Origin of the sequence: Comamonas sp. CMM02 (genome assembly GCF_014851485.1) — a bacterium.
Classification (GTDB): Bacteria; Pseudomonadota; Gammaproteobacteria; order Burkholderiales; family Burkholderiaceae_C; genus Comamonas; species Comamonas avium.
This window is the reverse complement of record NZ_JACUZW010000006.1, coordinates 37,184-63,526: the sequence shown is the minus strand read 5'-3', so window position 1 is coordinate 63,526 and position 26,343 is coordinate 37,184. Positions and strand designations below refer to the sequence as shown.

Here is a 26,343-nt window from a genome sequence, read left to right as displayed (position 1 = left end):
TGCAGCCCTAGGGTGTCAGGTGATGGTGCCAGCTTATCGGATGTAGTCGAACAGCGACAGCTTCTGGATAGATGCGTAAGACTGCAGGGCTGCTGACACCGCGGTTTCCTGCGACTTCAGCTGCGACAGTGCCTTGACCATGCCTTCAGCATCGTAGTCCTCCGCCGCCACACGCTGTGCTTCCATCTGCTCGTCGCGCAGCAGCAGGGTGTTGCCCATGCGTTTGGCCTGGTTGAGCAAGTCACCAGCAACACCACGCACGGTAGAGACACGGTTGGCTGCGGTGTCAATTTCGGCCAGCGATTTGGCAATGCCATGCGCCAGTCCACCATGGGCCGTGGTGCCGTCTGTCTTGACGTTGTTTTTGACGCCAGCAATGGCCTCATCCAGTACGTCAAAGATCGACTGTGTTTCGCTGGGCTTGACCGTGAAAGTGTCACCCGCTTTGGGCTCACCAGTGATGGTCAGCTTCATGCCCGCCACGTTGATGGCCTCGCCAGACTTGTAGGCCACATCGGTCACTGGGTTACCGTTGGCATCCTGCCAAGGAACGGTCAGGAAGGTGCCGGGGTTGGCGGGGTCTTCTTGCTGGTAGGTGATGCTGTAGGTGGGCTTGCCATCAGCGTCTACGCCGAACTTGATGTCCAGTGGGCCAGTGGCGGTCAGGTCTGTGGCAGCAGGGTCAGAGATGGTGCCGATATCTGCCCAGGCCGTGCCGGTGTTGCCACTGCCAATGTCGACAGCCAGCACACCGTTGCCCGTTTTGCCATTGAAGAATGCCAGGCCACCATCGAGCGAATTGGTGATGGTGTATTCACTGCTGTTGGGCTGGCCGGTCTGGATGCCATTGCCGCCGTTGGGGAACGGGGTATTGGTTTCCGTGTCCAGACCGCGAAACAGAGGCAGGCCATTGCTGTCTGTGCGGTTGCTGTACTTGAGGATCTGGTCGCGCAGACTTTGCAGCTTCTCGACCAGCGTATCGCGTTGTGTCTGGTTGTAGGTGCCATTGCCGGCTTGCACCAGCAGTGAACGGAATTCCTGCACGGCATCGGTAATTTCGCCCAGTGTGGACTCGCCGTATTCGATGGTGGCGGTTTGCGCATTCAGCATGCGCTTGTCGGTTTCGATGCGGTCCATGCGCGTGCGGGCACGCTCGGCCTGCGCAGCTGCAACCGGGTCATCACTGGCGCGCAGCACGCGCTTGCCGGCAGAGGCATGCTCCATCTGGCTGGCCAGGGTGGCTTGCTGCTTGCTGATGTTGCTGATGGTGCGGTCATACATGTTGGCCGTACCCAGGCGTGAAATGCTCATGTGGAACTCCTAAAACCTAAAAATCAGCCGCCAACGGCGTTCAGCACGCTGTCGAACAGGGATTGCGCTGTTTGAATGATCTTGGCCGATGCCTGGTAGGCCTGCTGGTATTGCAGCAGGCGGGCAGCCTCTTCGTCCATGTTGACGCCAGAGACGGCGGTGCGATCGGCATTGAGATTGGTGGCCACCGTGTCAGACAGCTCGGCAGCGAGTTTGGCGCTTTGGGTGCGCGTGCCGATGACTGCCATGGCTGTCGAGAAACCGTCGCTCAGCGTGGTGCCACCGTCAAAGATCACGGCATCGCGCAGACCCAGGAAGGCCGAGGCGTTGCCTGCGTTGAGCTTGTAGCCATCGCCCAGGTCCAGTGAATTGCTGACTGTGACCGTGTCGTTGGCATGGGGCGTGCCTGTCAGGGTAATGCTCCAGCCATCAATGGTGATGGGCTGGCCCGTGGTGAAGGGCTGAGGTGCAGATGCCGGGCTCCACGCATCCGTGGCTGCGTCATAGGTGGAGTAGCTGAAGTTGCCAGCACCGTCAAAAGTGATGCGCACGGGCTCGCCCTGTGCGGGCGCTGGCAGCGTCTGCATGGTCAGGCGCGACAGTTGCAGCGTTCCCTTGTTGCCGCTGGCAATTTCTGCGGTCACCGCGTTGGAGACGGCCAGATCACCGGGGCTGTGCACCAGTGGCTGGATTTCGTCTGCGGCCTTGTTGAAAGGCTGGAACAGAATGCTCTGGCCTTTGGCGGCCGCACCAGTGACGGTGGCCGGTACGTTAAATTGCAGGCCATCGACCTCGACGCTGATGCCCGTGACCGGGTCCACCGTCAGGTCAGTCGTCTTTCCGTCAGACAGGCGCACCAGCTGGGCTGTTCCGCCGCTGTTGAACAGAATCTTGTAGTCTGAGGCCACCAGATTTTTCGAGTTGGTGACATCAGCACTGGCTCGGTTGGCTGCATTGCCCACGTCATAGCCTGCAATGTTGCTCCAGCCCACAGTCTGGGTGGTGAGCTTGAACAAATCACCGCCGTAGTTACCCGACAGTGTCAGCCCCAGCTTGTTCTGGTTATTCAGCTCTGTACCAATGGCCAGCGCCAGGCGCCCCAGCAGGTTGCGGCCTGCGACCAGATCGTCGTTGTTGAACTTGAGCAGCCCGGCAATCTCGCCACCACCGACCATGGCTGGTGGCAGCTCCACCTTGTCTCCATTGGGCTGGCTGAAGTACAGCGACAGCTTGCCGCTGCCGGGGTATTCCGTGGTTTCGGCCACGCTCAACTGGCCCGTGCTGCTGCCCAGCACCAGTGGCTGGCTACCGCCAATAAACAAGTTGATGCCACCGCCATCGGCGTCGACCTGGCTGGTCTGTACGTACTGGTTGATCTCGCGGATCACCTGGTCGCGCGCATCCAGCAGATCATTGGGCTGGTGGCCTGTGGCCAGCGCACGGCTGATCTGGGTATTGAGCGCAGCCACCTGGCTGGCCAGATTGTTCACCAGCGTGACGTTGTTGGTGATTTGCTGCTGCGTGCTGTAGTCCAGCTCTTTGAGGGTGGACGAGGCGGCGCGAAAGCGTGAAGTCAGCTCGCTCATGCGGGTCAGCACAACGTTGCGCGCCGTGCCGTCAGAGGGGGCTGCCTCCACATCGGCAAACGCGTTCATCATGCTGTTGATGGCGGCACCCAGACTGCTGTCGCCGCCAGAGTACACATCCTGCATTTGCATGAGTGACTGGTAGCGCATGGCATCGGCGGAGCTGGCTGCATTGGCCGCGTTGGACTGCCTGCTGAGCAATTCGTTGTAGTGGCGCATGACCGTTGCCACCTGAACGCCCTTGCCTACGTAGCCAGCGCCTGTGTTTTGACCGATCAGGGCTGAGGTTGCAACCGTCTGGCGGGAGTAGCCCGCCGAGTTCACGTTGGCAATGTTGTGCCCCGTGGTGGTCAGGGCGTTCTGGTTGGCAACCAGGGCTGAAATGCCGACGTTCATCAAGCTCATTGGTATATCTTTCTAGCTTTAACCTTGGGTGCCCTGCTGCGCGTTCTGTGCACTCTGGATGGCACGTGACAGCTTGCTGGCGTAAAGAGGATCGGTGGCGTAGCCCGCCTTTTGCAGTGCCGTGGCGTAGGCCGTGGCGCTGCCGGTGCTTTGCACAGCCTGGGCGTAGCGCGGGTTTTCGGTGATCAGCCGTGCGTAGTCGCGAAACGAGTCTTCGTACGAGTCATAAGCGCGGAATTTGGCCTTGACCTTGCGGGGCGCTCCGTCGATGTATTCGGTGGTGGTGATTTCGGCCACCTTGCCGCTCCAGCTGCCCGTGGCTTTGATGCCAAACAGGTTGAAGGAGTTGGTGCCGTTGTCACCACGAATCTCGCTTTTGCCCCAGCCGGTTTCGTGACCTGCCTGGCCCAGCATGTAGCTGGCGGGAATGCCGCTTTCACGTGCCACACGCTGTGCGGAGCCGCTGTGCGATTGCACAAAGTTGTCGCGCCCTTGTGGCGATGGTGCATAGGCGTCCAAAAAGGCGGTGTTGCCGCCCACGGGTGATGCGCCGGACAGGCCCGGATAGCGTGCGCTTCGGCCCGCAAAACTCACGGTCGATGGAATGCTGAAACTGCGCTCCATCCCGCCCAGTGCAGTGGCTGCGCTGGTGCCAGAGTCATCAGGGTCCAGCCCCATGGAGCGGGCGATCTGTGCGGTGATGGCATCGGTCAGACCGCCGGGCATGCCAGACATGGAGACGGACAGCTGCTGGTCCATCATGGAGTCGGCCAATTTGGAACTTTCGTTGTCCAGCAAGCCACTTTTCATGGTGGCCTGGCGCATGCTCTTGATCATCTCGTGCATGAACAGCGACTCAAGCTGCTTGGCGGCTTCCCGGGCGGCTTGCGGATTCTTGGCATTGGCCTGATTTTTCAACCCGTTCAGCGAGTTGACATCGGTGGCCAGCGCATTGTTGGCATTCAGCATCATGCTCATATCACCTCCAGCTCTGCGTTCAGCGCACCCGCTGCCTTGATGGCCTGCAATATGGCCAGCAAATCCTGGGGCGTAGCACCCAGCGCGTTGAGTGAGCGCACCACATCGGTCAGCTGTGGCGACGAGGGCACGCGAATGATCTTGCCGGGCTCTTGCGTGACGTTGATGTTGGTTTTCTCTGCCACCACCGTCTGGCCTTGCGAGAAGGCACCGGGCTGGCTGATCACGGGGGTGGAGTCAATCGTGATGGCCAGATTGCCGTGCGCAATGGCGCAAGGGCCCAGCGTAACGGCCTGGTTCATCACGATGGAACCTGTGCGTGCGTTGATCACTACCTTGGCAGACGGCTTGTTGATGGGCAGATTCAGCTCCTGAATGTCTGCAATAAACCCAACGCGTGCGCCCGGATGCTGCGGTGCCCGCACTTCCACGGTGCGCCCGTCCAGAGCCATGGCCGTGCCTGCACCGTGGCGGTTGTTGATGGCGTTGACCACCTGATTGGTGGTCTGGAAATCGGTGGTGTTCAGACCCAGCTTGATCGTGTCGCCATCGTTGATGGGCGTGGGAATGGCACGTTCAACCTGTGCGCCCTGGGGAATGCGGCCTGCGCTCAGGTGATTGATCTGTACCCTGGAGCCGCCTTGCGACGCCCCCGCACCGCCCACCACCATGTTGCCTTGGGCCAGCGCGTAAATTTCACCATCTGCACCGCGCAGGGGGGTGGTGATCAGGGTGCCGCCCTTGAGCGATTTGGCGTTGCCCATGGACGAGACGTTGATGTCAATGTGCTGGCCGGGGGTGGCAAATGCTGGCAGCTCGGCCGTCACGATGACGGCAGCAACGTTCTTGAGCTGCAGATTGTTGGTGTTGGCCGTGGCGGGCAGCGTGATGCCCATTTGCTGCAGGTAGTTGGACAGCGTCTGGGTCGTGTAGGGCATCTGGGTGGTCTGGTCACCCGTACCATCCAGACCCACCACCAGGCCATAGCCGGTTAACTGGTTGGACCGTACGCCCTGTACCGAGGCCACTTCCTTGATGCGCAAGGCGTGGGCGGGTGACACCAGCATGCCGCCGCTGAGGGCCAGCAACGCCAGGGCCAGGCGTGCGGTGCGGAATGTGGGAAGCGTGGACAGTACTTTCATACTGCCCGATTTTGGAGAGCTTTAGAAAGGGATAAAGCTCAAAAAGAAGCGCGACAACCAGCCAATTGCCTGTGCTGAATTTTGCTGGCCACGGCCACGCGATTCCACGCGCACATTGGCCACCTGGGTAGAGCTGATGATGCTGTTGGGTGCCAGCTGGTACGGGTCTACCGTGCCGGTAAAGCGCAGCACGTCCACGTTCTGGTTCACGCCAATCTGCTTTTCGCCAGTCACGACCAGATGGCCGTTGGGCAGCACTTCGGTCACGGTGGCGGTGATGGCTCCGGTGAAGGTGTTGGCGCTGGTGGTGCCGCCGCCGCCTTCAAAGTCAGCATTGCTGCCCACGCCCAGTTTGCCCAGTCTTTGGGCCGTAGCCAGCGCACCACCTGTGAGTACGGGCAAGTCGGTGATGCCGGCGGACATGCTGCTGTCGCGATTGACTGTGGACGAGGACTTCTGGCTGGCGGTGACTTTTTCAGCAATTTGAATGGTCACCATGTCCCCCACCAGACGGGCTCGACGGCTTTCAAACGGGGGGCGGTAGCGGTTGGACTGGAACAGCCCGCCCGTGGCTTGCTGCTGCTGCTGAGGCACGGCAATGGCAGAGGAAGGCAAAGGCCGCGTCTGGTCGTACAAATCCACTGGCGGCGGGTCATTGAACGCACAACCGCTGACCACCAAGCTGGCTGCACCCCACAGCGTGATGCGAGGGGCACGCTGAGACAACGCAAAGACTTGGAACAAGGTGCGAGAGGCGGACATAAACGCTCCGAAGAAATATAAAACTAGAGCGGGTAGCGCAGGAGCATCAAGCGTTTCAATGTGTTTTCTATTTGAAAGCGTTGATGGGCTTGCGCTAAGCGCTATCCATATAAATTGATTACAGCTGCGACAGCTTGGCCAGCATCTGGTCGCTGGTGGAGATGGCCTTGGAGTTCATCTCGTAGGCGCGCTGGGTCTGGATCATCTGGACCAGCTCTTCCACCACGTTGACGTTGGAGGACTCCAGAAAACCCTGCATCACCGTGCCCAGGTTGTTGGTGCCTGGTGTGCCTGTTTGTGGCGCACCCGAGGCGGCACTTTCGCGGTACAGGTTCTCGCCAATGGGCTCCAGACCGGCTGGATTGATGAACGAAGCTGTATTTAACTGGCCAATTTGCTGGGGCAAAGGGTTGCCTGGCACGGTGGCCGAGACCACGCCACTCTTGCTGATGCTCAGCTTGGTGGCGTCTTGCGGCACGGTAATGCCGTCCAGCAGCGGGTAGCCGCCTGCGGTCACCATCTGGCCGTTGGCATCTTTGCTGAATGTGCCGTCGCGGGTGTAAGAGGTGGTGCCATCAGGCATCTGTACCTGAAAGAAACCGTCACCGCTGATGGCCACGTCCATGTCTTTGCCCGACTCCAGGGGCGTGCCCTGTGTGAAGTTGCGGGTGGTGGCAACGGTGCGCACACCCAGACCCAGGTGCATGCCGGTGGGCAGAATGTTTTGTTCGTCGGCTTGCGAGCCGACCTGGCGCAGGTTTTGATAGATCAGGTCTTCAAACACTGCGCTCTGGCGCTTGTAGCCGGTGGTGGAGACGTTGGACAAGTTGTGCGAGACCACGTCCATTTGGGTCTGCTGGGCAGACATGCCGGTCTTGGCAATCCACAGGGAATTCATCATGGTGAAGTTTCCTTCCGTATTCGTTGGTCAGCGGCCTTAGCCGTTCATGCTCAGCAATTGGCTGGCCGTCTTGTCATTGGTTTCTGCCGTGGTCAGCAGCTTCATCTGCTGCTCAAACTGGCGCGAGGCGGCGATCATGCCCACCATGGCTTCCACCGCGTTGACGTTGGAGCCTTCCAGTGCACCGGCCACCATGGTGGCGTTGACGTCGGCTGGCAAGTCACCCTGCGCAGAGCGGAACAGACCGTCATCGCCGCGCTGAATGGTTTGCTCCAGATTGGGCGTGACCATCTTCAGGCGACCAATGTTGATGGGGTCCTGGCCATCCAAAGTGGCCACCACCGTGCCATCACCGCCAAAGCTGATGCGGGCGTTCTGGGGAATGTCCACCGGAGCGCCGCCATCGGTGAGAACAGCCAGGCCGTTGGCTGTGACCAGCTGGCCTTCTGCATTTACTTCTAACGCGCCGTTGCGCGTATAGGCCTCCAGACCATCCAGACCCTGCACGGCAAACCAGGCATTGCCACGGGCCATCAGGTCCGTGCTTTTGCCGGTGGTCATGGCGGGGCCGGGCTGGTCCAGGTGGCCTGAGGTGGCATCCAGACCAAACACGCGCGTGCTGGAGCCCTGGCCTTCCAGTGGCACCGAACGGAAGGTGCTCAGCTCGGCACGGAAACCCGTGGTCGAGACGTTGGCCAGGTTGTTCGACAGCACCGCCTGCCGTTGAGCAGCGGCATTGGCGCCGGTCATGGTGGTGTAGATGATGCGGTCCATGAATAACTCCTATGTGCGCGTGTTCAGTTGCGCTTAGCGCAGGTTGACCAGGGTCGAGAAGATCTGGTCCTGGGTCTTGATGGTCTGAGCGTTGGCCTGGTAAGCACGCTGGGCGGTCATCATGCCCACCAGCTGTGCAGTCAGATCGACGTTGGACTCTTCCAGCGCGCTGCCGGCGATGGTGCCGAAGCTGCCGGTACCCGCTGTGCCATACACCGGTGGGCCCGAATCATTGGAGGCCACCCAGTTGTTGTTGCCATCGGGCTGCAGGCCCTGGCTGTTGGTGAACTTGGCCAGTGCCACCTGGGCTTCTGCGCGCGTGATGCCGTTGGAGTAAGTGGCCAGCAAGGTGCCATCCGAGGCGACATTCACCGAGGTGAGTTCACCCGAGGCGTAGCCGTCTTGCGTCAGCTTGGCCACCGAGAAGGCGCTGCCTCGCTGAGACACGCTGCCCAGGTCAATATTCACGTTCCAAGGCCCGGGATTGGGGTTGTTGGGGTTGGTGGTGGCAACCTGGGTGGACAAGGTGGTGCCTGTTGGGGTGCCGAACGTGTGCGTGGTTTCGTAACCTGCGTCACCGGGGTTCAGACCATTGGGGTCGACGCCCAGACCTGCGTAGGGGGCAACACCGTCGAGCTTGCCAGTGGAGTCAAACATCAGGCGGCCAATAGGCGCTGCGTTGGGGTCCAGGCTGTCGTACACGTCCCAGGTATTGGCACCTGTTTTCTGAAAATACATGGACAGCGGTGTCGCCATGCCCTGCTCGTCAAACACTTCCAGAGAAGTACCGTATGTGGCACGTGGAGGCGCGGGGTTGGCGTTTTGGTCCACGCGCGCATCCAGATTGAGCGTGGCCTTGACGTTGTCAGTCTGCTTGGCCGCAATCGGGGTGCCGGTAGGGAACACCAGATTGGTCAGGCTGACGCTGGTGCGCAGGCCGGTGTTTGGATCGATCGGGTAGCCCTGCACCTGGTCGCCATTGACCGTAACCAGCTCGCCGCCCTTGTTCAGCTGGAAAGCGCCGTTGCGGGTGTAAGCAATGCCAGTGCCGGTTTGCACCACAAAGAAGCCATCGCCGTTGATGGCCATGTCCAGGCCGTTGGCACTGGGGGTGATCACGCCTTGTGTGAACTGTTGCGATACCGCGGCCACGCTCACACCAATGCCGGTGTTGTTGCTGCTGGATGCGCCCATGGCGCTGGCCACCATTTCATTGAATTCAGCACGCGAGCTTTTGAAGCCCACGGTGTTGCTGTTGGCGATGTTGTGGCCAATGACGTCCAGGTTTTTGCTGGAGGCGTTCAGGCCGGAAAGACCGTGATGGAAACCCATGCTTAGCTCCTAGAAATTTAGAACACAGCTTTGACGCTGTTGTAGTTAATGCTTTGACCGTTGGCCAGCTCCAGCATGAGGCCACCATTGGTGATGCTGGTGGCGACCACGGCGTTGGGCGACAAAGTGGTGGACTTGACCACCGCGTCGCCATTGGTGGCGGTGACCTTGAAGCGCAGGTCCATGCTTTCGCCGGTGTACTTGCTGCCGTCCCAGGTGAAGTAGTTGCGCCCTGCAGTTGCCGAGCCCAGATCCATGGTCTCCACCACTTCGCCGCTGGCGGTGGTGATGGTGACGGTGACGTTGGAGGCGGAGCCATCCAGGTCAAAGGCTGCTGTGCCGCTCAGGCGCTTGGTGCCGTCTTCGTTTTCGGAGGCAGACAGGCCCAGCTGGTTGCCGTCGGACAGCACGGTGTGGCCAATCATGGAGATGCCTTGCTGCATCTGCATGGAGGCGAACTGCTTGGTCACGCTCTCGACGGTGCTGTTGAGCTTTTCAATACCGCTGACGGTGCTGATCTGTGCCATCTGCGACGTCAGCTGCGCGTTGTCCATGGGACTGGTGGGGTCCTGGTTTTGCAACTGCGCAACCAGCAGGGTCAGAAACTGATCCTGCATGTCTGCTGCTGTTTTGGGCGAGCTGTTACCGCCAGATGAGGTGTTGTTGGATACGCCGGAAATCATGCGTGCCTACTTTCTGTATGTGCTTATTGGCCCAACTGCAGCGTTTTGAGCAACAGCGATTTGGCGGTATTCATCACTTCCACGTTGTTTTGGTACGAGCGTGATGCAGAAATCATGTTGACCATCTCGTCTACGGCATTGACGTTGGAGTGGGTGACATAGCCCTGTTCGTCGGCCAGGGGGTGCTCTGGGTTGTGCAGGCGGCGGCCGGGGGTGTTGTCTTCGGTGATGCTTTTCACCTTGACGCCGGCAGCACCTTCGCTGCCCATGGGCGCTGTCTGAAAGACAACCTGGCGGGCCTTGTAGGACTGGCCATCGGGGCCGGCGACAGCATCAACGTTGGCCAGATTGGAGGCCACAACGTTCAGACGCTGCGATTGCGCGCTGATGGCACTGCCAGAGACGCTGAAAATGGAGAACATGGACATGGCGATGGTTTCCTTGTGTCAGTGCGGCTTACTGGCCGGTGATGGCGCTGAGCATGGTCTTGGAGGTGCCGTTGAGAAAGCGCAGCGTCGCTTCGTAGCGCACGGCGTTGTCCACAAAATTGGCGCGTTCACGGTCCAGATCCACGGTGTTGTTGTCCAGACTGGGCTGTGATGCCAGCGAGTAACCCAGGCGGCCCTGGCCGTCATTGCCAAACTTTTCCGTGGGCAGGGGCATGTGCTGAGCGTGCGAGGTGCTGGCTTCTTGCAGTGCCTGGCGCACTGATCCGTTTTCGCCCTGCGCTGCCTTGAGCGTTTTGGCGAAGTTGAAATCGCGCGCCACATAGCCGGGGGTGTCGGCGTTGGCAATGTTGCTGGAAATCACACGCTGGCGCTCTGCGCGCAACAGCAGAGCGTCGCTGTGGAAGTCCAGACGGCCGGTCATTTTGTCTAGCATGTGATTCCTTGCTGAAGATGAAAACAAAAACGGTGGCACCTGGCCACTGCGGACTTTGGTGCGTGCAGCGATTATGGAAACGCACTGCTTTTGCTAAAGCGCGAAGAAAGCGTGGTTGCATGGGTACTTCAATGCTTTAAAAAATGGCGCTCGCTCTAAAGTCGCTGTCATGCCCCATCTTGTATTTGCGACTCTCGCCGTCTCTTCACGTCTCTCGCGCGCTGTGGTGCGTGCGGCTGCCTGTGTACTGGTGAGCGGTGGTGCGGCAGTGGTGTCGGCCCAGGACCTGACGGAAATCAGCAGCCAGTGGCTGCAAGGGGCGCTGACCGATCAAACTGCAACGCAAACCATGCCGCTGCGCATGGAAGTGCAGGTGGGCAAGCTGGACCCCCGGCTGAACCTTGCGCCATGCCAGCGGGTAGAGCCTTATCTGCCCAGCGGCAGCAAGCTGTGGGGCCGTACCCGCATTGGAATGCGCTGTGTAGAAGGCGCACGACCCTGGAACGTGTTCTTGCCCGTCACCATCAAGGCACTAGGCCCTGCATGGGTGCTGACCAGCAATGTCAGCATGGGCGAGCAATTGACCCACGATCACGCAATGCAAAGCGAAGTCGACTGGGCGGAGTCGCCCCATTCGATCATTGCCATGCCAGACGACTGGGTGGGGCAGACCGCGGCACGCAACTTGACGGCAGGAATGGCCTTGCGCCAGACCATGGTCAAGGCCCCCCAGCTTTTCAAGCCGGGTACGGGTGTCAAAGTCTTGGCACAAGGCGGTGGTTTTACGGTCACTTCGTCTGGCAAGGCGCTGGAAGGCGGCTCTGTCGGACAAACCGTGCGCGTGCGCATGGACAACGGACGAACGGTGACCGGTACCGTCAATCAGCAAGGCGATGTCGTCGTTGCACAGTGATACAAGACTTTTTGAAAGAAAACACTCAAGTTCTCTTTCAATGGGTCGAAAGCTACACTACGGAGCCCTTGAGCGGGCGATTGGAGTAGGAAAATGAAGGTCGGACAAAATACCAACGTAGAAATGCTGGCAGCCAAGCTGCAGCAAAACGCTACGCAGCAAGCGCAGCAAAGTAAAAGCGGCACCGCCAGTGAGGTGGTGCAACAAACCCGCAGCAATGCTGCGGGGGTGCCTGTGACTGTGTCGAACTCGGCACGGTCGCTGGACCAGAACGCCAAAACGTCGGCGGATGTGGACATGGCCAAGGTCAATGCCATCCGTGAAGCGATTGCCAATGGCACTTTCAAAGTCAATGCCAGCGTGATCGCCGACAAGATGCTGGTCGATACCGCCGACCTGCTGGGCGCGGCACGCGCTTAAACACCCACATCGGGCGCTTTGCGCCAGTCAGCCTTATCCGACCTTCGGCTGCACTGGTACCAAGCGCCCGAACTCCGTCTCAACCGCTCAAACACCCCCGACACCATGAAACTCAGCGAAGCCCTGGAACAGATTGACGGCATGATCGACCTGGTCAATGCCCTGATTGTGAAGAACCAGCCCGACTCCACCGAATCTGCCATTCGTCAGCTGCGCGATGGCATGCAGGCTTTTGCGGGCTTGGCCCAGCGCTTTGGTGCGGAGCAATTTACCCCTGAGAACGTGCAGCGCATGCAGGCCATGTCCGAGCGCCTGACGCAAATGCGCGGCCATATCGCCAAAGTCTCTGCCATTACGGCGCAGCAGCTGGCCACCTTGATACCAGAGCAATCGGTCAGCCACACTTACGGCGCCAGCAAGCAGCCGGGTGCTACTGCTTCGGTGGCGCGGATGTACCACATCAGCGGTTAAGCATTAAATTGCATAGCTGCTTGCGCAGTGTTCATCGCACTTTCAATGTGAAATGTATTTGAAACGATGGACTGATAAGCGCTGGTAGCTATCAAAATAGAAAAAGCGCCTTGTTTGGCGCTTTTTTTGTGGGCAGATGCTTGTCAGTGTGCGCGCATCTTGGCGCGCAGGCGGGCAATGGCCTGGCTGTGCAGCTGGCATACGCGCGATTCGGTCACTTCCAGCACGGCCGCGATCTCCTTGAGGTTCATGTCGTGCTCGTAGTACATGCCCATGACGTATTTCTCGCGCTCGGGCAGGTTTTCAATGGCCTGCACCAGGGCGCTGCGCATGCGGTCATCGCGCAACATGCTGAAGGGGTCGGCATCGGCGTCGGCCACATGGCGGTCGAGAAAGCTGGAGCTGTCTTCTTCACCGGCAGAGATGTCTTCCAGATAGATCAGCTGGGTGCCGCGCACTTTGGACAGCATGGACTGGTAATCCACCAGCTCCATCTCCATGAAGGCGGCAATTTCCGATTCCCGGGGGGCTCGGCCCAGTTGCTGCTCCAGCCGGCGAATGGCCGATTCAATGTCTTTTTGCCCCTTGCGGGAGCTGCGGCTCATCCAGTCGTTTTCGCGCAGCTCGTCCAGCATGGCACCGCGAATGCGCTGGCCGGCAAAGGTCTCAAACTGCACGCCCTGGCTGGTTTCAAAGCGCGACAGTGCATCGGCCAGGCCAATCATGCCCACCTGGATGAGGTCATCCAGTTCCACATTCGGCGGAAGTTTGGCAATCATGTGTTGCGCAATGCGACGCACCAGCGGGGCATGCTGGCGAATCAGGGCATCGCGGTCCAACTGGCCATGGGCGGTGTACATTGACTCAATGGCTCCACACAGCAGATGAAGAAAGGGGGCTGACTCCAGCCGTTGCGCCATCTTGCGGGGCGTTCACGGTTTCGGAATGCTCCAAACATTGTAGGGCCCAGCGCTGCAGCTGTCGGGCTTGCAGCGGATCGAATTGCTCGCACAAAGGCTCGGTGTGCAGATGGCGCATGGCGCACTGCGACAGCGATTTCAAAACGTGGTCCAGCCCATAGCCCGCCGGGCGCAGCGCCACCAGGCGCGGCATCAGGCCGCAGCCCATGTACAGCTGCTTGAGTGCGCGGTAGCTGCTGACCACGTTGCGTGACTGTGAAGGCACCAGCTGAATGGGGGGCTGCGTGCAGCCTTGCAGCATGCCTGCCAGCAAAGAGGCGGGAGCCCACAGCACTACCACCGCATGGTTTTGCACAAAGCGAAAGAGCAGATCGAGTGGGCGCTCGCCCGTGATCGATGCCTTGTGCTGCAGTTGCACCATGCCGCGTGCGGCGGGCAGTGTGGCAACGCTCAGCGGGTTGCTGATGTCTGCGGTCAACGTGGTGAAGGCATAGCCCTGACGGGGCTGCAGCATGTCCTGCAGACCGGGCAGTGAGGGTGACTCTTGCTCCGTGCCATCCAGCACGACCACGGGGTAGCCTTGTTGTTGCAGCTGCGCGCAGGCCATCCACAGTGCGGTGGCATCTGCGCTGTCACCGGATGGCACCACGGGCAGCACGCGCAGCGACGACTGTGCGCCTTGCCAGTGCAAACCGGTTCCCTGGTGCCAGACGCTCTCAAGCATGCATCGCTCCCTGAGACTGGCCCATGGAAGATTCGGTGAAGTAAAAATCCATGTCCAGCGATGAGGGGTCAAACGCCGACTTGGTGTGCGCGCGCATGGACGTGGCGACCAGTTCGTTGGCGTTGGCGCGCGTAAAGTCTTCGGGCACGCGCTGGCCGTTGGTGATGCCGCGCAGCACAAGCTGGTGGCGGATCAGCGCGTCCAGCGCCGGGGCCAGCTTCACGGCTTCATCCACCTTGGACAAGATGGCCTGCTTGCAGCCCACGCGCTTGAATGCGGCCAGTGCTTCGTCCAGCGTATCGCCATGTGCGCCTGCGTTGGCGACCAGCAGACGTTCAATGCCTGGCAGGTTGAGCACTTCCAGAATGTCGTCCTTGCGAGGATCGCGGGGGGCCACGCCGGTAGTGTCGATGATCACCATCTTCTTGCCAGCCAGCAGACCCAGCAGGTCTTGCAGTGCGGCCTTGTCGTGGGCCAGATGCGCGACCACACCGAGCATGCGGCCATAGGCGCGCAGTTGTTCATGACCGCCGACACGGTAGGTGTCCAGCGTGATCAGGCCAACGCTGTTGGGGCCATGCTTTTGGGCGCACAGAGCGGCCAGCTTGGCTGCCGTGGTGGTCTTGCCTACGCCGGTGGAGCCCACCAGTGCAAACACGCCGCCCTTGTCCCAGATGGGAGCTTCGGCGTTGTCGGTGCGCAGATTGCGCTCCAGCACCTGTACCAGCCACTTCATGGCATCTGCAGGGCCCGCATTCTGCGGCAGGCGCTCCATGATGGTGCGCGACAACGCAGGCGAGTAGCCCGAGCGAATCAGCTTGAGCATCAAGTTGCTGTGCAGCGGATTTTGGCGGGTCTGGTTCATCCAGGTCAGGGTGTTGAAGCGCTCTTCAATCAGCTCCTTGACGGATTGCAGCTCATGCATCAAAGCCGGAGCCGCCGCTGGGGAGGCAACTGCCTTGCGGGGCTGCTCTGTGGGCAGCTCCAGCGCCAGACCGCGCAATGGGTTGTGCTTGATCACGGAAGGCGTAGTGGGCAGCGGTGCGCTGTCGCGCACGGTGTCGAGGCGGTTCTTGCGAGCAAAAGTGGGCAGCACTTCCTGGGGCAGCTCGCCCGTCATCTCTTCATTGCGGCGGCGCAGCATGCGTTCACGCACATAGTCCTGGAAAGACAGGGTGCTCATGGCCAGTTGCTCCGTGTCTTCTGCCACGCTTTGGCGTGGGTTGGCTTTCACGGCCGGCTTGGCTTGCTGCAGCAGGGCCTCCATGCGCATGGGCGCTTTGGGGGCTTGCTTGGGAGCACGGGTTTCATCGGCCTCGCGGGCCTGAATGGCGGCCATCAGGCCTGGGCTGGTGTGGTTGCCCTGGTCCAGATTGCCGAAGGTTTCTTCGGCAGTTGCCATGACTTCCACGCCGTTGCCCATGGGGCGGTTGGACAGGATCAGGGTGCTTTCACCAAAAGCGGCACGCGCCTTGTCCAGGGCCTCACGGGAAGTCGGGGCTATGAAGCGTTGGATGTTCATGCGTTTGCACCTTTAAGAATGGGGCCGATGCGGATGGTGTGGGTCTCGGGAATCTCACTGTGCGCAAGCACTTGGAGGCGAGGTGCCACACGGCGCACCAGGCGCGCGATAGCGTTTCGAATGGCGTCGGGCACCAGCAAGCAGGCGGGCATGCCCAGCTCTTCTTGCTTGTTGGCAACTTCGGCTGCACGTTGGGTCAGCAGGTCTGCCACGCCGGGGTCCAGCGACGGGGCCTGGGGGTTGCCCAGGGCTTGCACCAGCAGGCGTTCCAGTCCGGGCTCGATCGCAATGACGTTGAGTTCACGGGTGGGGCCGTAGATCTGCTGCACGATGGCAGGGGCCAGTGCAATGCGCACACGGCGGGCCAGCTCGACGGGGTCCTGGGTAGATGTGGCGTGTTCGGCCAGTGTTTCGATGATGGTGCGAATATCACGAATGTGCACAGCGTCTTCCAGCAGCAGCTGGAGCACTTTCTGGAACGATGTGATGGGCACCATTTTTGGAATAACTTCTTCGATCAACTTGGGCGCGGACTTGGCCACATGCTCCACCAGTTGTTGCACCTCATTGCGGCTTAACAGCTTGGCAGCATGTGTTTGCATCAAGTGTGACAAATGTGTCGCCATCACGGTTTCCGAATCAACGACGGTAAAACCAGCCATTTGTGCCGCTTCCTTTTGGCGTTCGTCGATCCAGTGCGCGGGCAGACCAAAGGCAGGGTCGGTCGTCGGAGTTCCGATCAACGGTGTGCTGATGCCTCCGGGGTTGATGGCCAGGTACATGCCGGGGAAGGCTTCGCCTTCGCCCACCATCACGCCGCGCAGCGTCAGGCGATAGGCGCTGGGCTTGAGCTCCAGGTTGTCACGCACGTGTACGGCAGGTGGCAAAAAGCCCACTTCCTGTGCAAATTTACGGCGCACCCCTTTGATGCGGGTGAGCAAATCGCCCTGGCGCTTCTTGTCTACCAGTGCAATCAGGCGATAGCCCAGCTCCAGCCCCAGCAGATCCACGGGCTGCAGATCATCCCAGGTGGCTTCGCTATCTTGCTGAGGTGCAGCCAGCGCGCCGGGCATGGGCGCTTCAGCCGCGCCGCCGGACTGGGCTTGTTCGGCCGTCTTTTGGTTCCTGCGGTAGATCAGCCATGCGCCATAGGCAAACAAGCCACCCATGCCCAGAAACACGGTGTGGGGCATGTTGGGGATCAGGCCCAGCATGATCAAAATCGCTGCAGTAATGGCCAGCGCACGGGGGGTGCCGAGCATTTGTGCCGCAATTTGCTGGCCGGTGTTGTTGTCTTTGCCCACGCGCGAGATCACCATGGCTGCAGCCACCGAGATCAGCAGGCCTGGAATTTGTGCGACCAGCGCATCGCCCACAGCCAGCAAAATGTAGCTGTTGGCCGCCTCACCAGCGCTCAGGCCGTGCTGTGCCATGCCGATGATGAAACCACCAACGATGGTGATGACCAAAATCAAGATGCCGGCCATGGCATCGCCGCGCACAAACTTGGAGGCACCATCCATGGAGCCGAAGAAATTGGCTTCTTCCTGCACTTCCAGACGGCGGCGCTTGGCTTCGGGTTCGTCAATCAGGCCAGCGTTCAAGTCGGCGTCCACGGCCATCTGTTTGCCGGGCATCGCATCCAGCGTAAAGCGCGCAGACACTTCAGCAATGCGCTCCGCGCCTTTGGTAATCACCACAAAGTTGATCACCACCAAAATCGCGAACACGATCAAGCCCACAGCAAAGTTGCCGCCGATCAGAAAGTGGCCAAAAGCTTCAATCACCGCACCCGCTGCGCCTGGGCCGGTGTGGCCTTCCATCAGCACGACGCGGGTGGATGCCACGTTCAGCGACAGGCGCATCAGCGTGGTCAGCAGCAGCACCGAGGGAAAAGCCGCAAAGTCCAGCGGCTTGACCATGTAGGCGGCAATCATCATCACCATCAGCGCGGTGGCAATGTTCAGCGTAAAGAACGTGTCCAGCAGCCACGGTGGGATGGGCAGGACCATCAGGGCCAGAATGGCAATCACCAAAACGGGCGCAGCCAAGCTCTGGATGACCGAGCCGTTCTTGGTGTTCCACGCTTGCAGGTTCTTTATCAATGCAGTGCTCATGGGGTGCAGTGCTTTCTATCGCTTAAGGCTTCGCTGCCGCAGCACGCTTGGTGTGCGGATCAAGTTCTGGGGGCACGTGGGGTTGCGTCAGCTCGCCCGGTGCAGGAGCCTCGCCGCGCATGGCGGCCTGGAGGCGGTAAACATAGGCCAAGACCTGTGCCACGGCGGTGTACAGCGTGGACGGAATGGACTGATCAATTTCGGCATGTGCATACAGCGCACGGGCCAGCATGGGCGACTCCAGTACAGGAATGTCGTGGGCCTTGGCCACTTCTCGAATCTTCAGCGCCACCAGATCTGCACCCATGGCAATCACTTGCGGGGCGGACATGGTCTTCTCGTCGTAGCACAGAGCCACCGAGTAGTGCGTGGGGTTGGTTACCACAAAGTCAGCGCGGGGCACGGCCGATACGCTGGCGCGCTGGGCGATTTCGCGCTGTTTCTGGCGAATCTTGCCTTTGAGCTCGGGGCTGCCCTCGGACTCTTTGTGTTCTTGCTTGACTTCCTGGTGGCTCATCTTCAGGCGTTGCAAGAACAGCACCTTTTGCAGCGGTACATCGATGACCGCCACCACAAACACCACCACCAGCAGCATGATCATGCCGCTGACAATCCAGTCACCCACCTTGGCCAGCGCGGCCGCGCCACCCAGGGCAGGCAGGCTGGACAGATCGACAATGCCGGTTTTGATATGGAACCAGCCGACGGTGGCCAAAATCAGGGTCAGCACCACATTTTTCAGGGCTGTGACCATCTGCTGTTTGGAAAATACGTTGCCAAGGCCTGCAATCGGATTGATGCGGCTGAACTTCGGCATGATGGGCTTGAAGCTGTAAATCCAGCCGCCCGACGCCAGTGTGGCAATGATGGATGCCACGTTGATGACCGTAGCAAAAATCACGCAGCCCATCACGCCCACCATGGCCATCTCCAGCAGGCGCTCCACCATCAATTGAGGCACCAGTACGGTGCTGGCATCAAAAGACAGTTGCTTGCTGATGGCAATGCGCAGGTGGTGCATCAGGGTCGGGCCGCCCATCATGACCAGCAGCGAGCCCACGCCCAGCACCGCCAGGTGGCCGAGGTCGCGGGAACGCGAAGTCTGCCCGTCATCGCGGGTTTTCTGCAGTTTCCGGCCTGTGGCTGGGAGGGATTTATCTTGGCTCGATTCCATGACGGCATGAGGGAAAGGTCTCATGCCATTGTCCGCAAGCGGTCAAATCGCTAAAGCGGGAAAAGCGAGCCACAGGGGGTGCTATTTCAGCGCCCGCAGCGGTGGCGGGTGCCGTGCAATCTGTTAGGCGGCAGTAGATTGCTACATTAAAACGAGCTATCAGCGCTTATGAGATGGATCTTTGCAAGCTAAAAGTATACGAAACATCCATTAGATAGGCGTTGGTAGCTCTTGTTTTTAAAAACCCAGGCTGGCCAGCAAATCATCCACTTGGGATTGAGAGGTCACCACATCTTCCGCGTCTGGGTTGACCACGGGGCCTTCCAGCTTGGGATGCACGGGCTGTGCCGTAGGCGGGGCTGCTGGCTCGGAAGACTCGGCCAATGCAGCGGCCCACAGATCGTCTGCCTCATCGGCAGCAACCACCGCAGCGGCCGTCACCACAGAAGGGGCCACTGCTGCGCTGGCAGGTTCAGGTGCCTGAGGTGCTGTCTGCACCAGCAGCGTGACTAGCTGTGACTCAATGGAAGCTGCCAGCGTCACCACCTTGGCAATGACCTGTCCGGTCAGGTCATGAAAGTCCTGGGCCATCATGATGTCGGTTAACTGGTTGTCCACGATTTCCGTGGATTTTTCCATGTCTTCCAGGTAATTCATGATGTGCCCCTTGGCCACCGCGGCCACCGGGTCAGCAATCATCGACTGGCGCATCTTCTTGGTCTGCGCCACGATGTCGGTCTGTCGGTCCTTGGCGTCATCCACCAGCGTCAGCACCTTCTCGGCCGCTTCTCCGGTCAGGCGCGCGATATAGGACAGTCTGTTTTGTGCATCCGGCAACTCTTGTGCTGAACCGCGCAAGCGCTCCGCATAGCCAAGCTCACGCAGCGCATCATGCAACTGACGCGTCAGCAGACCAATCTGAGTGTGTACATTGCCCTGGTCAAAGCCCGCAGGTAATGTATCGCTGGGGGGCGTTGCTTGGTCCATGAACTTAGCCCAACCCAACCTTCTTCAAGATCAGGTTGACCTTTTCTTCCAGCGTTGCCTTGGTAAAAGGCTTGACGATGTAGCCGGCAGCCCCACCTTGGGCCGCAGCGACGATGTCTTCCTTGCGGGCTTCGGCGGTCACCATCAGGACGGGCAGGTGTTTGAGCTTTTCATCTGACTTGATTTCCGTCAGCAGCTGAAAACCATTCATGTTCGGCATATTGATGTCAGTAACGACAAAGTCGAACTTGCTGTTGCGCAGCTTGTGCAGCGCAACGACACCGTCTTCAGCCTCATCGGCCTCGGTGTAACCGCTTTCTTTCAACAAATTACGCACGATACGGCGCATGGTGGAGAAGTCGTCAACGATCAAAAAGCGAAGGGCATTGTTAGCCACGGGGGACCCTTTCGGTCAAATATGCACTGAATGAAGCCTGTGCAAAGCACGGGTTTCGTCCGATTTCACAAATTGTCACGGAGTTTGCGATGCTGGAGGGTGATTCTCCTGCTTTTCCGTATTCAATTTGCTGTCTTGGTAGACAGATGGGGTTTGCTTGCCTAGCAAACGCTCTTCTGCCTCGTGCGTGAGCACGGTAATAGTGATACGCCTGTTTTGTGCGGCGCGTGGTTCGTCAGGGTAGAGCAAATCGCTGGCCGCCAAACCTACTACGCGCGCCAGCTTGTCATTGGGCATGCCGGCCGAGACCAGCTCGCGGCGCGAAGCGTTGGAGCGGTCTGTGGACAGCTCCCAGTTGCTATAGCCTTTGTCACCCGAGCCGTACGGCGCTGCATCGGTGTGGCCAGCCAGGCTGATGCGGTTTTCCACCCCACCGAGCGCAGAGCCAACTTCGCGCAATATATCTCGCATATAGGGCTTGACGATGGCGCTGCCGATGTCAAACATGGGGCGATTTTGTTCATCCACAATCTGGATTTGCAAGCCATCCGGGGTCACGTCCATGCGGATTTGTGACCGGTATTCGTTCAGCGTGGCATTGCTGGAGATCATCGCGTCAATCTTGGCGCGCAATGCCTTGATGCGCTGGGCATCCTGCTGTGCACGCTGCTGGCGCATGTTTTTGCGGTTCTGGTCGTTTTCATCCGCCTCGGAGCGTTTGACCTGGCCATGCACCTTCGCCAAATCAGTACCGCCGCCAGGAATGATGCTGGAGCTATTGCCCGAGCCATCACCCCCGTTCATCGCCACTTTGAGTGGTGAGTTGAAATAAGCGGCAATGCCTTGCAGATCGCCTTTGGAGGTGGAGCCCAGCAGCCACATCAGCAAAAAGAACGCCATCATCGCCGTCATGAAGTCGGCATAGGCAATCTTCCACGCACCGCCATGGTGGCCGTGGTCACCCTTTTTGATGCGCTTGATGATGATGGGCTGCAGCTTCTTTTCATTGGCTGCACCGGACTGAGCACCGCCGGGGGCGTTTGGGGGCGGCATCGCTTACTTCCTCTTGACGTGCTCTTCCAGCTCCAGAAAGCCGGGACGTTCGGTTGAGTAAAGAACCTTGCGGCCAAACTCAATGGCGGTGGGCGGGTTGTAGCCTTGCATGCTGGCAATCAGGGTGCACTTGATGCACTCGAACTCTTTGTGACCGTCCTGCTGGCGCTGTTCAACCAGCCCTGCCAAAGGCTCGACCAGCGCATAGGCCAGCAAGATCCCCAAAAATGTACCCACCAGTGCAGAGGCAATCATGCCGCCCAGCACAGAAGGAGGCTGGCCAACCGAGCCCATGGTGTTCACCACACCCAGCACCGCAGCCACAATACCGAAGGCCGGCAACGCACCGGCAAGGCGCTGCAGCGCCACGACAACGCGATGACCTTCCTGGTGGTGGGCTTCAATTTCGTTGTCCATCAAGGACTCGATCTCATGTGAATTCAGATTGCCCGACACCATCATGCGCAGATAGTCGGTAATGAATTCGACCAGATGGTGATCGGCCATCAGGTCTGGATATTTTTGAAAGATTTCAGAGTTTTCAGGCTCTTCCACGTCCATTTCAATGGCCATCAACCCTTCTTTGCGGGCTTTTTGCAGCAAGTCATAGAGCAAGGCCAGCAAGCTCATGAAGCGTGCTTTGGTAAATTTGGATCCCTTGAGCGCTGAAGGAATCGACGCCATCGTGGCTTTGAGCACCTTGGGCTGGTTGCTCACAATGAAGGCGCCAATCGCTGCACCGCCAATGGTGGCCATTTCGAATGGGAGGGCTTTGCCCAGTACGCCCATGTTTCCGCCGTGAAGAGCGTAAACACCGAAGACGCAGCCGAAGGCGATGATGTAACCAATAAGGACAAGCATGGTGGTGATTCTGTCAGACTGAATGCCAATCAAAAGACGGAACTGGCACAAAAGCCAGCGTTTCTTTTTTGGTTTGGGTTGGGCCTGAGGGAGTCAAGCTCGGATAGGCTGGAGATATATGTCTATCGGCAGATCACCCCATTTTCTTGAGTACTGTGTATGAGCGCCCCCATTTTTTCTGCTGCCCCCGTGACGCTGGAGCAGGAGTTGCATCGAATCAACACTACGCTAGTGCCCCAGCATCAATTTCTGGAAGCACTGACGCAGTTGATGCTGCTGGCCAAGGAGCACGTGGCTGATGCTCAGTTGTGGCTTCTGATTGGGCACGTCTACACACGCATGGCGCACTGGACCGATGCCATTGCCGCACTGGAAACTGCAATTGCCTTGAACCCGCAATTGCATGCGGCCAATCGCTTGCGGGCTTTGGCGTTGTTCAGCATGGGGCAGCAGCAACAGGCATGTGATCTGATTGATAAAGTCGTGAAGAAGTCATCGGAGAGTGGCGACTGGATGCTGCGCGCCTACCTGCATGCGCACACCAGCCGCGACCCGATGAAAGCACTGCAAATGGCCCGAGACTGGGGCAAACGCTTTGCCGATCCGCTCACGCGCAATGCCAAACCCTTGAAAGTGGCAGACCGCAATCCGCGAAAGAGACTCAAAGTTGGCTATGTGACGGCAGACTTTCGAGAGCACTCCGTGGCATTTTTCATGCAGCCGGTGCTCGAGCATCACAACCCCAATGATGTGGAGGTGCATGTTTATTCCAACGGCCCCTCGGATCAAGTCACCACGCAAATGCGCGCCCTGGTGCCGCACTGGCATGAGATACAGGCTGACAGTGATGAAACGGTCTGCGAAAAAATCCGGCAGGACGGCATCGACGTACTGGTGGACTTGTCCGGCTTTACCCATGGCCATCGCCTGGGTGTATTTGCCCGGCGCGCAGCGCCCGTGCAAGTGACCTGGCTGGGTTATATGCAGACACTGGGCATGAAAGCAATGGACTACCGGCTGGTGGATGCTGGCGTAGCACCTCCAGGCCATGGTGGTTATTACTCAGAAGCGTTGTTTTACTTATTTTGCATGTCTAGCTATGTGCCGCCTGCGTATGCGCCGCTATCTGCAGAGCCTCCCATGCTGCGCAACGGCTATCCCACCCTGGTGTCGCTCAACAACTCTGCCAAAATTACCGATGCAATGCTGCGGATATGGGCTCGGATATTGCAGGCACGCCCCGACGCTCGTCTCATTATTGTGGTCAAAGAAGAAAACGCGGACGCAGCCCAGGCGCATATGCAGCCGCGCGTGCAAGCAGCGGGCATGCCATTGGAGCGCGTGTCAGTGCTGCAGCAGCAACCGTTGAGAAACTTTATGGAGCTGGGTCACATTGCCGATGTTGCACTGGACACTTCGCCCATATCCGGAGGCACGACTTCTTTGCATACTTTGTGGATGGGCCTGCCTATTGTTGCCATGGATGCTGTGCGCGCTGTAGATGCATCCACGGCACGCATGTTGCGCGGAAAGCTTGCCCCTCTGGGCGAAGTCGCCAAAGATGCGCAGAGCTACATCGATGCGGCGCTGAGCTTAATGAATTCGCCACAGCGTCTGGTGCAAATAAGGGCGCAGTCGCGCACTTGCCTTAAAAAATCTGTATTGATGGACTATGGTTCCCGCACGAAGGAGCTGGAGAAGGCTTATCGGCTTATGTGGCTGAACTATTTACATGGTCACCGCAAAGCGCTAAGTACCGAGACTGCTTTGAGCTCATTGCTTGCTGACACGGAAACGATGTCATGAGTGAGCGAAAAGAGTCGACCTGGATACCTCTTTTGGTTCCGGATATGCCGTCTCCGCAGGAGCTGCTGCCCTGGCTTGAGCGCATGCACAAAGCTCGGCAATATTCGAACTTTGGTCCCTTGGTCCAGGAGCTGGAAACAGAGTTTTCTGTGCAGTTCGATGTGCCGAAAGAGCAGCTTGTCACCGTTGCAAATGCAACGCTTGCCTTGGAATTGGTATTGCAAGCGCTCGATCTGTCTTCGGGCTCCCGCATATTACTGCCTGCTTTTACCTTTGTTGCTACGGCCACGGCAGTGATCCGAGCTGGGCATCAACCGGTGCTTGCGGACGTGGATGCGAGCACATGGATGCTCACACCTGAAATTGCGCGTGCTGCTTGCGAGCGCATGCGCATAGATGCTGTATTGCCTGTAGCCACGTTTGGCATGCCGCATGACATGCAGGCATGGCAAGAATTTGAACGAGATACAGGTTTGCCGGTCGTCATAGATGCAGCAGCGGCATATGGCAGCCAATCGCTGCAAAATGCAGAAGGAACCTTGGTTTTCAGTTTGCACACCACGAAAAGCTTGCCATCGGGTGAAGGAGGATTGGTTATCTCCACTCGTCCAAATCTAGCTAATAAGGTACGCCAGCTTTCCAATTTTGGTATCAATCTTAATTCTTCTGCTTCTGTGCCTTCCGGTTTTCTAGTCGCTCCTGGAACTAATGCCAAAATGAGTGAATACCACGCAGCTGTTGGCTTGGCTTCTTTGAAAAAATGGGAAATTTATGCCAGCAAACGACGTGAGTTACAGGGTGATTTAATAAGAAAAATAAACCTAATCAGTGATCACACCTTGTCTTGGCAGGCTGAGGGCTCCGGAGGACCGTTAAAAGCACCTACGTTGCTATGCGCCAAGTTGCCTAATATGGCTGCACGCCATGCATTAGAGCAAGCATGCCAAAGAGCCAATGTCATGACGCGCCGCTGGTATCAGCCCCTGCTGCATCACATGGATGCATTACAGCATCGGTGCTTGTCGTTGGCAGTGCCAAATGCTGAAGCACTGACACAGACCGTATTAGGATTGCCTTTCTTTACTGGCATGAGCCAAAATCAGTGTCAGCGAATAATCGATGTAATAACTGATGTAGTAAAAGCACAGGATTAATTTACTGTTTTATGCATTCCAGAATGCTGAGATCAAATACATTGGTTTCTTGCATATCTCGTATTTTCAATCCAGAACGTTGAAGTAAATTTTCGAAATCGGAAAGCGTTCTCAATTTTCCGCAAGTCCAGATGGCTTGTTCATAAGCACGGGCCTGCATGAGTACATTGTCCTTGTGCTGAGGTTGTTTGACGCCTTCAATGATCAGTAGCCGGGAAGATGAATCCATTGTCTGAGCAATATTCATGAGGACAGTGCAAACTGATTCATCGTCCCAGTCATGCAAAGCATGCTTAATCAAATAGGTGTTGAATCCTGTGGGAATGTGCTTGAGCATGTTGCCAACAATAAATGTTACTTGCGCCACCCCAGCTTGCTCTGCGACTTCTAGTGCATGTTCTTGGAATATAGGTTCCATATGGGGCTGATCAAGCACTGCACCCACCGCTTGAGGGTTTTGTATAGCCAGTTGAAAGGCCAATGCACCTTTGCCCCCTGCAATATCCAAAAATCGTTCGCCTGCATGCAATTGAATGATTTTCGTCAATTCAGGAAGATGTGCTAAGTGAGAAATTCGATCCTGAAATTTTTCAAATGATTTGCCTAGCGCGCGATTGGTGCGGTAGTGCTCCCAGATAGTGGCTCCATTCGCCGTCTCATAGGCATTCATGTCCTGTGTTAACCATGCTGGAGTTTGCGCTGCCGCAGATTGCAATCCCTCAGCCCAAATAGTGAAATAGTCACGTTCCCATGAATTGACCGCTCGTGTTAGATTCATCCCCTTCTTTCTTAGGAAGTAACAATTATCCTTTTGACCAAGGAAATCCATTGAAACTGCCAAATCTAATAATATTTGCAACTTTGCAGCATTGATGCTGCATGAGTTGGCAAGGTTCTGGGATGAGGATTTTCCGGCAATCAGCTTATCAAATATGTCTATTTTTATGAGTGTGTAAATACTTTGGGCGATATAGGTTGAATTTATTAGATCAAATGTGCTAAGTTTTTGAAGCATGATACAAGTGCCTGGGTATTAATATTTGATAAGTTTTTTTGATTTAGAGTTTT

General features: G+C 58.1%; 26 protein-coding genes. 5 read left to right on the top strand and 21 right to left on the bottom strand.

The genetic code is table 11. The annotated features are described in order from the left end of the window. Positions 1 to 33: 33 nt before the first annotated feature. The 11 genes from flgL to flgB all read right to left on the bottom strand — a co-directional run bounded on the left by flgL (position 34) and on the right by flgB (position 10,756). A complete protein-coding gene (gene flgL / locus IB213_RS16900) occupies positions 34 to 1,311 on the bottom strand; it encodes a flagellar hook-associated protein FlgL (RefSeq protein WP_191722215.1) in 1,278 nt (425 codons plus the stop codon). 23 nt (positions 1,312 to 1,334) lie between these two features. Then, entirely contained in the window at positions 1,335 to 3,302 is a 1,968-nt protein-coding gene (gene flgK, locus IB213_RS16895) for a flagellar hook-associated protein FlgK (protein WP_191722216.1), read from the bottom strand. An 18-nt stretch (positions 3,303 to 3,320) separates the two neighbouring features. Beyond that, complete coding sequence (gene flgJ, locus IB213_RS16890) at positions 3,321 to 4,280, bottom strand: flagellar assembly peptidoglycan hydrolase FlgJ (RefSeq protein ID WP_191722217.1); 960 nt, start codon at positions 4,278 to 4,280, stop codon at positions 3,321 to 3,323. Further along, on the bottom strand, positions 4,277 to 5,422 hold the full coding sequence (locus IB213_RS16885; protein WP_192407979.1) for a flagellar basal body P-ring protein FlgI: 1,146 nt from the start codon (positions 5,420 to 5,422) through the stop codon (positions 4,277 to 4,279). The genes flgJ and IB213_RS16885 overlap by 4 nt, the downstream gene beginning before the upstream one ends. Before the next feature lie 21 nt (positions 5,423 to 5,443). Further along, complete coding sequence (locus IB213_RS16880; protein ID WP_191722219.1) at positions 5,444 to 6,184, bottom strand: flagellar basal body L-ring protein FlgH; 741 nt, start codon at positions 6,182 to 6,184, stop codon at positions 5,444 to 5,446. Positions 6,185 to 6,302: 118 nt separating this feature from the next. After that, the gene (flgG, locus tag IB213_RS16875; RefSeq protein WP_191722220.1) at positions 6,303 to 7,085 is read right to left on the bottom strand and encodes a flagellar basal-body rod protein FlgG; all 783 of its coding nucleotides are present in this window, start codon (positions 7,083 to 7,085) and stop codon (positions 6,303 to 6,305) included. 36 nt (positions 7,086 to 7,121) lie between these two features. Then, positions 7,122 to 7,859, bottom strand: coding sequence for a flagellar basal-body rod protein FlgF (flgF, locus tag IB213_RS16870; RefSeq protein WP_191722221.1), 738 nt, complete (start codon positions 7,857 to 7,859; stop codon positions 7,122 to 7,124). 33 nt (positions 7,860 to 7,892) lie between these two features. After that, positions 7,893 to 9,191 carry a flagellar hook protein FlgE gene (flgE, locus tag IB213_RS16865; RefSeq protein WP_191722222.1) on the bottom strand — a complete coding sequence of 433 codons (1,299 nt, stop codon included), beginning with the start codon at positions 9,189 to 9,191 and terminating at the stop codon, positions 7,893 to 7,895. 17 nt (positions 9,192 to 9,208) lie between these two features. Continuing rightward, the gene (locus IB213_RS16860; protein ID WP_191722223.1) at positions 9,209 to 9,874 is read right to left on the bottom strand and encodes a flagellar hook assembly protein FlgD; all 666 of its coding nucleotides are present in this window, start codon (positions 9,872 to 9,874) and stop codon (positions 9,209 to 9,211) included. A gap of 23 nt (positions 9,875 to 9,897) precedes the next feature. Then, entirely contained in the window at positions 9,898 to 10,302 is a 405-nt protein-coding gene (gene flgC, locus IB213_RS16855) for a flagellar basal body rod protein FlgC (protein ID WP_191722224.1), read from the bottom strand. 28 nt (positions 10,303 to 10,330) lie between these two features. After that, positions 10,331 to 10,756, bottom strand: coding sequence for a flagellar basal body rod protein FlgB (gene flgB, locus IB213_RS16850; protein ID WP_192407977.1), 426 nt, complete (start codon positions 10,754 to 10,756; stop codon positions 10,331 to 10,333). A 169-nt stretch (positions 10,757 to 10,925) separates the two neighbouring features. Between flgB and flgA the strand changes: the two genes are divergently transcribed. From flgA to IB213_RS16835, 3 genes are all read left to right on the top strand, one after another. After that, entirely contained in the window at positions 10,926 to 11,669 is a 744-nt protein-coding gene (gene flgA / locus IB213_RS16845; protein ID WP_192407975.1) for a flagellar basal body P-ring formation chaperone FlgA, read from the top strand. Positions 11,670 to 11,762: 93 nt separating this feature from the next. Beyond that, positions 11,763 to 12,089 carry a flagellar biosynthesis anti-sigma factor FlgM gene (gene flgM / locus IB213_RS16840; RefSeq protein ID WP_191722227.1) on the top strand — a complete coding sequence of 109 codons (327 nt, stop codon included), beginning with the start codon at positions 11,763 to 11,765 and terminating at the stop codon, positions 12,087 to 12,089. A gap of 105 nt (positions 12,090 to 12,194) precedes the next feature. Then, a complete protein-coding gene (locus IB213_RS16835) occupies positions 12,195 to 12,560 on the top strand; it encodes a hypothetical protein (RefSeq protein WP_192407973.1) in 366 nt (121 codons plus the stop codon). 143 nt (positions 12,561 to 12,703) lie between these two features. On the opposite strand, the gene IB213_RS16830 is transcribed toward IB213_RS16835, so the two are convergent. From IB213_RS16830 to motA, 9 genes are all read right to left on the bottom strand, one after another. Beyond that, a complete protein-coding gene (locus IB213_RS16830; RefSeq protein ID WP_191722229.1) occupies positions 12,704 to 13,420 on the bottom strand; it encodes an RNA polymerase sigma factor FliA in 717 nt (238 codons plus the stop codon). Positions 13,421 to 13,424: 4 nt separating this feature from the next. After that, a complete protein-coding gene (locus IB213_RS16825) occupies positions 13,425 to 14,204 on the bottom strand; it encodes a hypothetical protein (protein ID WP_191722230.1) in 780 nt (259 codons plus the stop codon). Continuing rightward, positions 14,197 to 15,726, bottom strand: coding sequence for a flagellar biosynthesis protein FlhF (gene flhF, locus IB213_RS16820; protein ID WP_191722231.1), 1,530 nt, complete (start codon positions 15,724 to 15,726; stop codon positions 14,197 to 14,199). The genes IB213_RS16825 and flhF overlap by 8 nt, the downstream gene beginning before the upstream one ends. Further along, on the bottom strand, positions 15,723 to 17,843 hold the full coding sequence (gene flhA / locus IB213_RS16815) for a flagellar biosynthesis protein FlhA (RefSeq protein WP_192407971.1): 2,121 nt from the start codon (positions 17,841 to 17,843) through the stop codon (positions 15,723 to 15,725). Before flhA ends, flhF begins: the two co-directional genes overlap by 4 nt. A gap of 22 nt (positions 17,844 to 17,865) precedes the next feature. Further along, a complete protein-coding gene (locus IB213_RS16810) occupies positions 17,866 to 19,017 on the bottom strand; it encodes a flagellar biosynthesis protein FlhB (protein ID WP_191722306.1) in 1,152 nt (383 codons plus the stop codon). Positions 19,018 to 19,254: 237 nt separating this feature from the next. Further along, entirely contained in the window at positions 19,255 to 20,004 is a 750-nt protein-coding gene (locus IB213_RS16805) for a protein phosphatase CheZ (protein WP_192407969.1), read from the bottom strand. Positions 20,005 to 20,008: 4 nt separating this feature from the next. Continuing rightward, the gene (cheY, locus tag IB213_RS16800; protein WP_287914643.1) at positions 20,009 to 20,401 is read right to left on the bottom strand and encodes a chemotaxis response regulator CheY; all 393 of its coding nucleotides are present in this window, start codon (positions 20,399 to 20,401) and stop codon (positions 20,009 to 20,011) included. A gap of 75 nt (positions 20,402 to 20,476) precedes the next feature. After that, positions 20,477 to 21,454, bottom strand: coding sequence for a flagellar motor protein MotB (gene motB, locus IB213_RS16795; RefSeq protein ID WP_191722234.1), 978 nt, complete (start codon positions 21,452 to 21,454; stop codon positions 20,477 to 20,479). Between the two features lie 3 nt (positions 21,455 to 21,457). Continuing rightward, positions 21,458 to 22,315, bottom strand: a complete 858-nt coding sequence (gene motA, locus IB213_RS16790) for a flagellar motor stator protein MotA (RefSeq protein WP_191722235.1) — start codon at positions 22,313 to 22,315, stop codon at positions 21,458 to 21,460. A gap of 159 nt (positions 22,316 to 22,474) precedes the next feature. Between motA and IB213_RS16785 the strand changes: the two genes are divergently transcribed. Continuing rightward, complete coding sequence (locus IB213_RS16785; protein WP_192407967.1) at positions 22,475 to 24,121, top strand: glycosyltransferase; 1,647 nt, start codon at positions 22,475 to 22,477, stop codon at positions 24,119 to 24,121. Then, on the top strand, positions 24,118 to 25,275 hold the full coding sequence (locus IB213_RS16780; RefSeq protein ID WP_192407965.1) for a DegT/DnrJ/EryC1/StrS aminotransferase family protein: 1,158 nt from the start codon (positions 24,118 to 24,120) through the stop codon (positions 25,273 to 25,275). Before IB213_RS16785 ends, IB213_RS16780 begins: the two co-directional genes overlap by 4 nt. A 1-nt stretch (position 25,276) precedes the next feature. Here IB213_RS16780 and IB213_RS16775 read toward each other — a convergent pair whose 3' ends face one another. Then, positions 25,277 to 26,290: a methyltransferase gene (locus IB213_RS16775; RefSeq protein ID WP_192407963.1), complete on the bottom strand. Its 1,014-nt coding sequence runs from the start codon at positions 26,288 to 26,290 to the stop codon at positions 25,277 to 25,279. Positions 26,291 to 26,343 lie beyond the last annotated feature (53 nt).

Coding starts and splice junctions, on each gene's coding strand:
- flhF (WP_191722231.1), bottom strand. CDS start 15,726: ATGAACATCCAACGCTTCATAGCCCCGACTTCCCGTGAGGCCCTGGAC.
- flgM (WP_191722227.1), top strand. CDS start 11,763: ATGAAGGTCGGACAAAATACCAACGTAGAAATGCTGGCAGCCAAGCTG.
- flgJ (WP_191722217.1), bottom strand. CDS start 4,280: ATGAGCATGATGCTGAATGCCAACAATGCGCTGGCCACCGATGTCAAC.
- flgE (WP_191722222.1), bottom strand. CDS start 9,191: ATGGGTTTCCATCACGGTCTTTCCGGCCTGAACGCCTCCAGCAAAAAC.
- flgL (WP_191722215.1), bottom strand. CDS start 1,311: ATGAGCATTTCACGCCTGGGTACGGCCAACATGTATGACCGCACCATC.
- IB213_RS16885 (WP_192407979.1), bottom strand. CDS start 5,422: ATGAAAGTACTGTCCACGCTTCCCACATTCCGCACCGCACGCCTGGCC.
- IB213_RS16805 (WP_192407969.1), bottom strand. CDS start 20,004: ATGGACCAAGCAACGCCCCCCAGCGATACATTACCTGCGGGCTTTGAC.
- IB213_RS16860 (WP_191722223.1), bottom strand. CDS start 9,874: ATGATTTCCGGCGTATCCAACAACACCTCATCTGGCGGTAACAGCTCG.
- motA (WP_191722235.1), bottom strand. CDS start 22,315: ATGCTTGTCCTTATTGGTTACATCATCGCCTTCGGCTGCGTCTTCGGT.
- IB213_RS16780 (WP_192407965.1), top strand. CDS start 24,118: ATGAGTGAGCGAAAAGAGTCGACCTGGATACCTCTTTTGGTTCCGGAT.
- flgG (WP_191722220.1), bottom strand. CDS start 7,085: ATGATGAATTCCCTGTGGATTGCCAAGACCGGCATGTCTGCCCAGCAG.
- IB213_RS16825 (WP_191722230.1), bottom strand. CDS start 14,204: ATGCTTGAGAGCGTCTGGCACCAGGGAACCGGTTTGCACTGGCAAGGC.
- IB213_RS16810 (WP_191722306.1), bottom strand. CDS start 19,017: ATGGAATCGAGCCAAGATAAATCCCTCCCAGCCACAGGCCGGAAACTG.
- IB213_RS16835 (WP_192407973.1), top strand. CDS start 12,195: ATGAAACTCAGCGAAGCCCTGGAACAGATTGACGGCATGATCGACCTG.
- flgC (WP_191722224.1), bottom strand. CDS start 10,302: ATGTCCATGTTCTCCATTTTCAGCGTCTCTGGCAGTGCCATCAGCGCG.
- flhA (WP_192407971.1), bottom strand. CDS start 17,843: ATGAGCACTGCATTGATAAAGAACCTGCAAGCGTGGAACACCAAGAAC.
- IB213_RS16880 (WP_191722219.1), bottom strand. CDS start 6,184: ATGTCCGCCTCTCGCACCTTGTTCCAAGTCTTTGCGTTGTCTCAGCGT.
- flgF (WP_191722221.1), bottom strand. CDS start 7,859: ATGGACCGCATCATCTACACCACCATGACCGGCGCCAATGCCGCTGCT.
- flgA (WP_192407975.1), top strand. CDS start 10,926: ATGCCCCATCTTGTATTTGCGACTCTCGCCGTCTCTTCACGTCTCTCG.
- IB213_RS16830 (WP_191722229.1), bottom strand. CDS start 13,420: ATGTACACCGCCCATGGCCAGTTGGACCGCGATGCCCTGATTCGCCAG.
- motB (WP_191722234.1), bottom strand. CDS start 21,454: ATGCCGCCCCCAAACGCCCCCGGCGGTGCTCAGTCCGGTGCAGCCAAT.
- flgB (WP_192407977.1), bottom strand. CDS start 10,756: ATGCTAGACAAAATGACCGGCCGTCTGGACTTCCACAGCGACGCTCTG.
- flgK (WP_191722216.1), bottom strand. CDS start 3,302: ATGAGCTTGATGAACGTCGGCATTTCAGCCCTGGTTGCCAACCAGAAC.
- IB213_RS16775 (WP_192407963.1), bottom strand. CDS start 26,290: ATGCTTCAAAAACTTAGCACATTTGATCTAATAAATTCAACCTATATC.
- IB213_RS16785 (WP_192407967.1), top strand. CDS start 22,475: ATGAGCGCCCCCATTTTTTCTGCTGCCCCCGTGACGCTGGAGCAGGAG.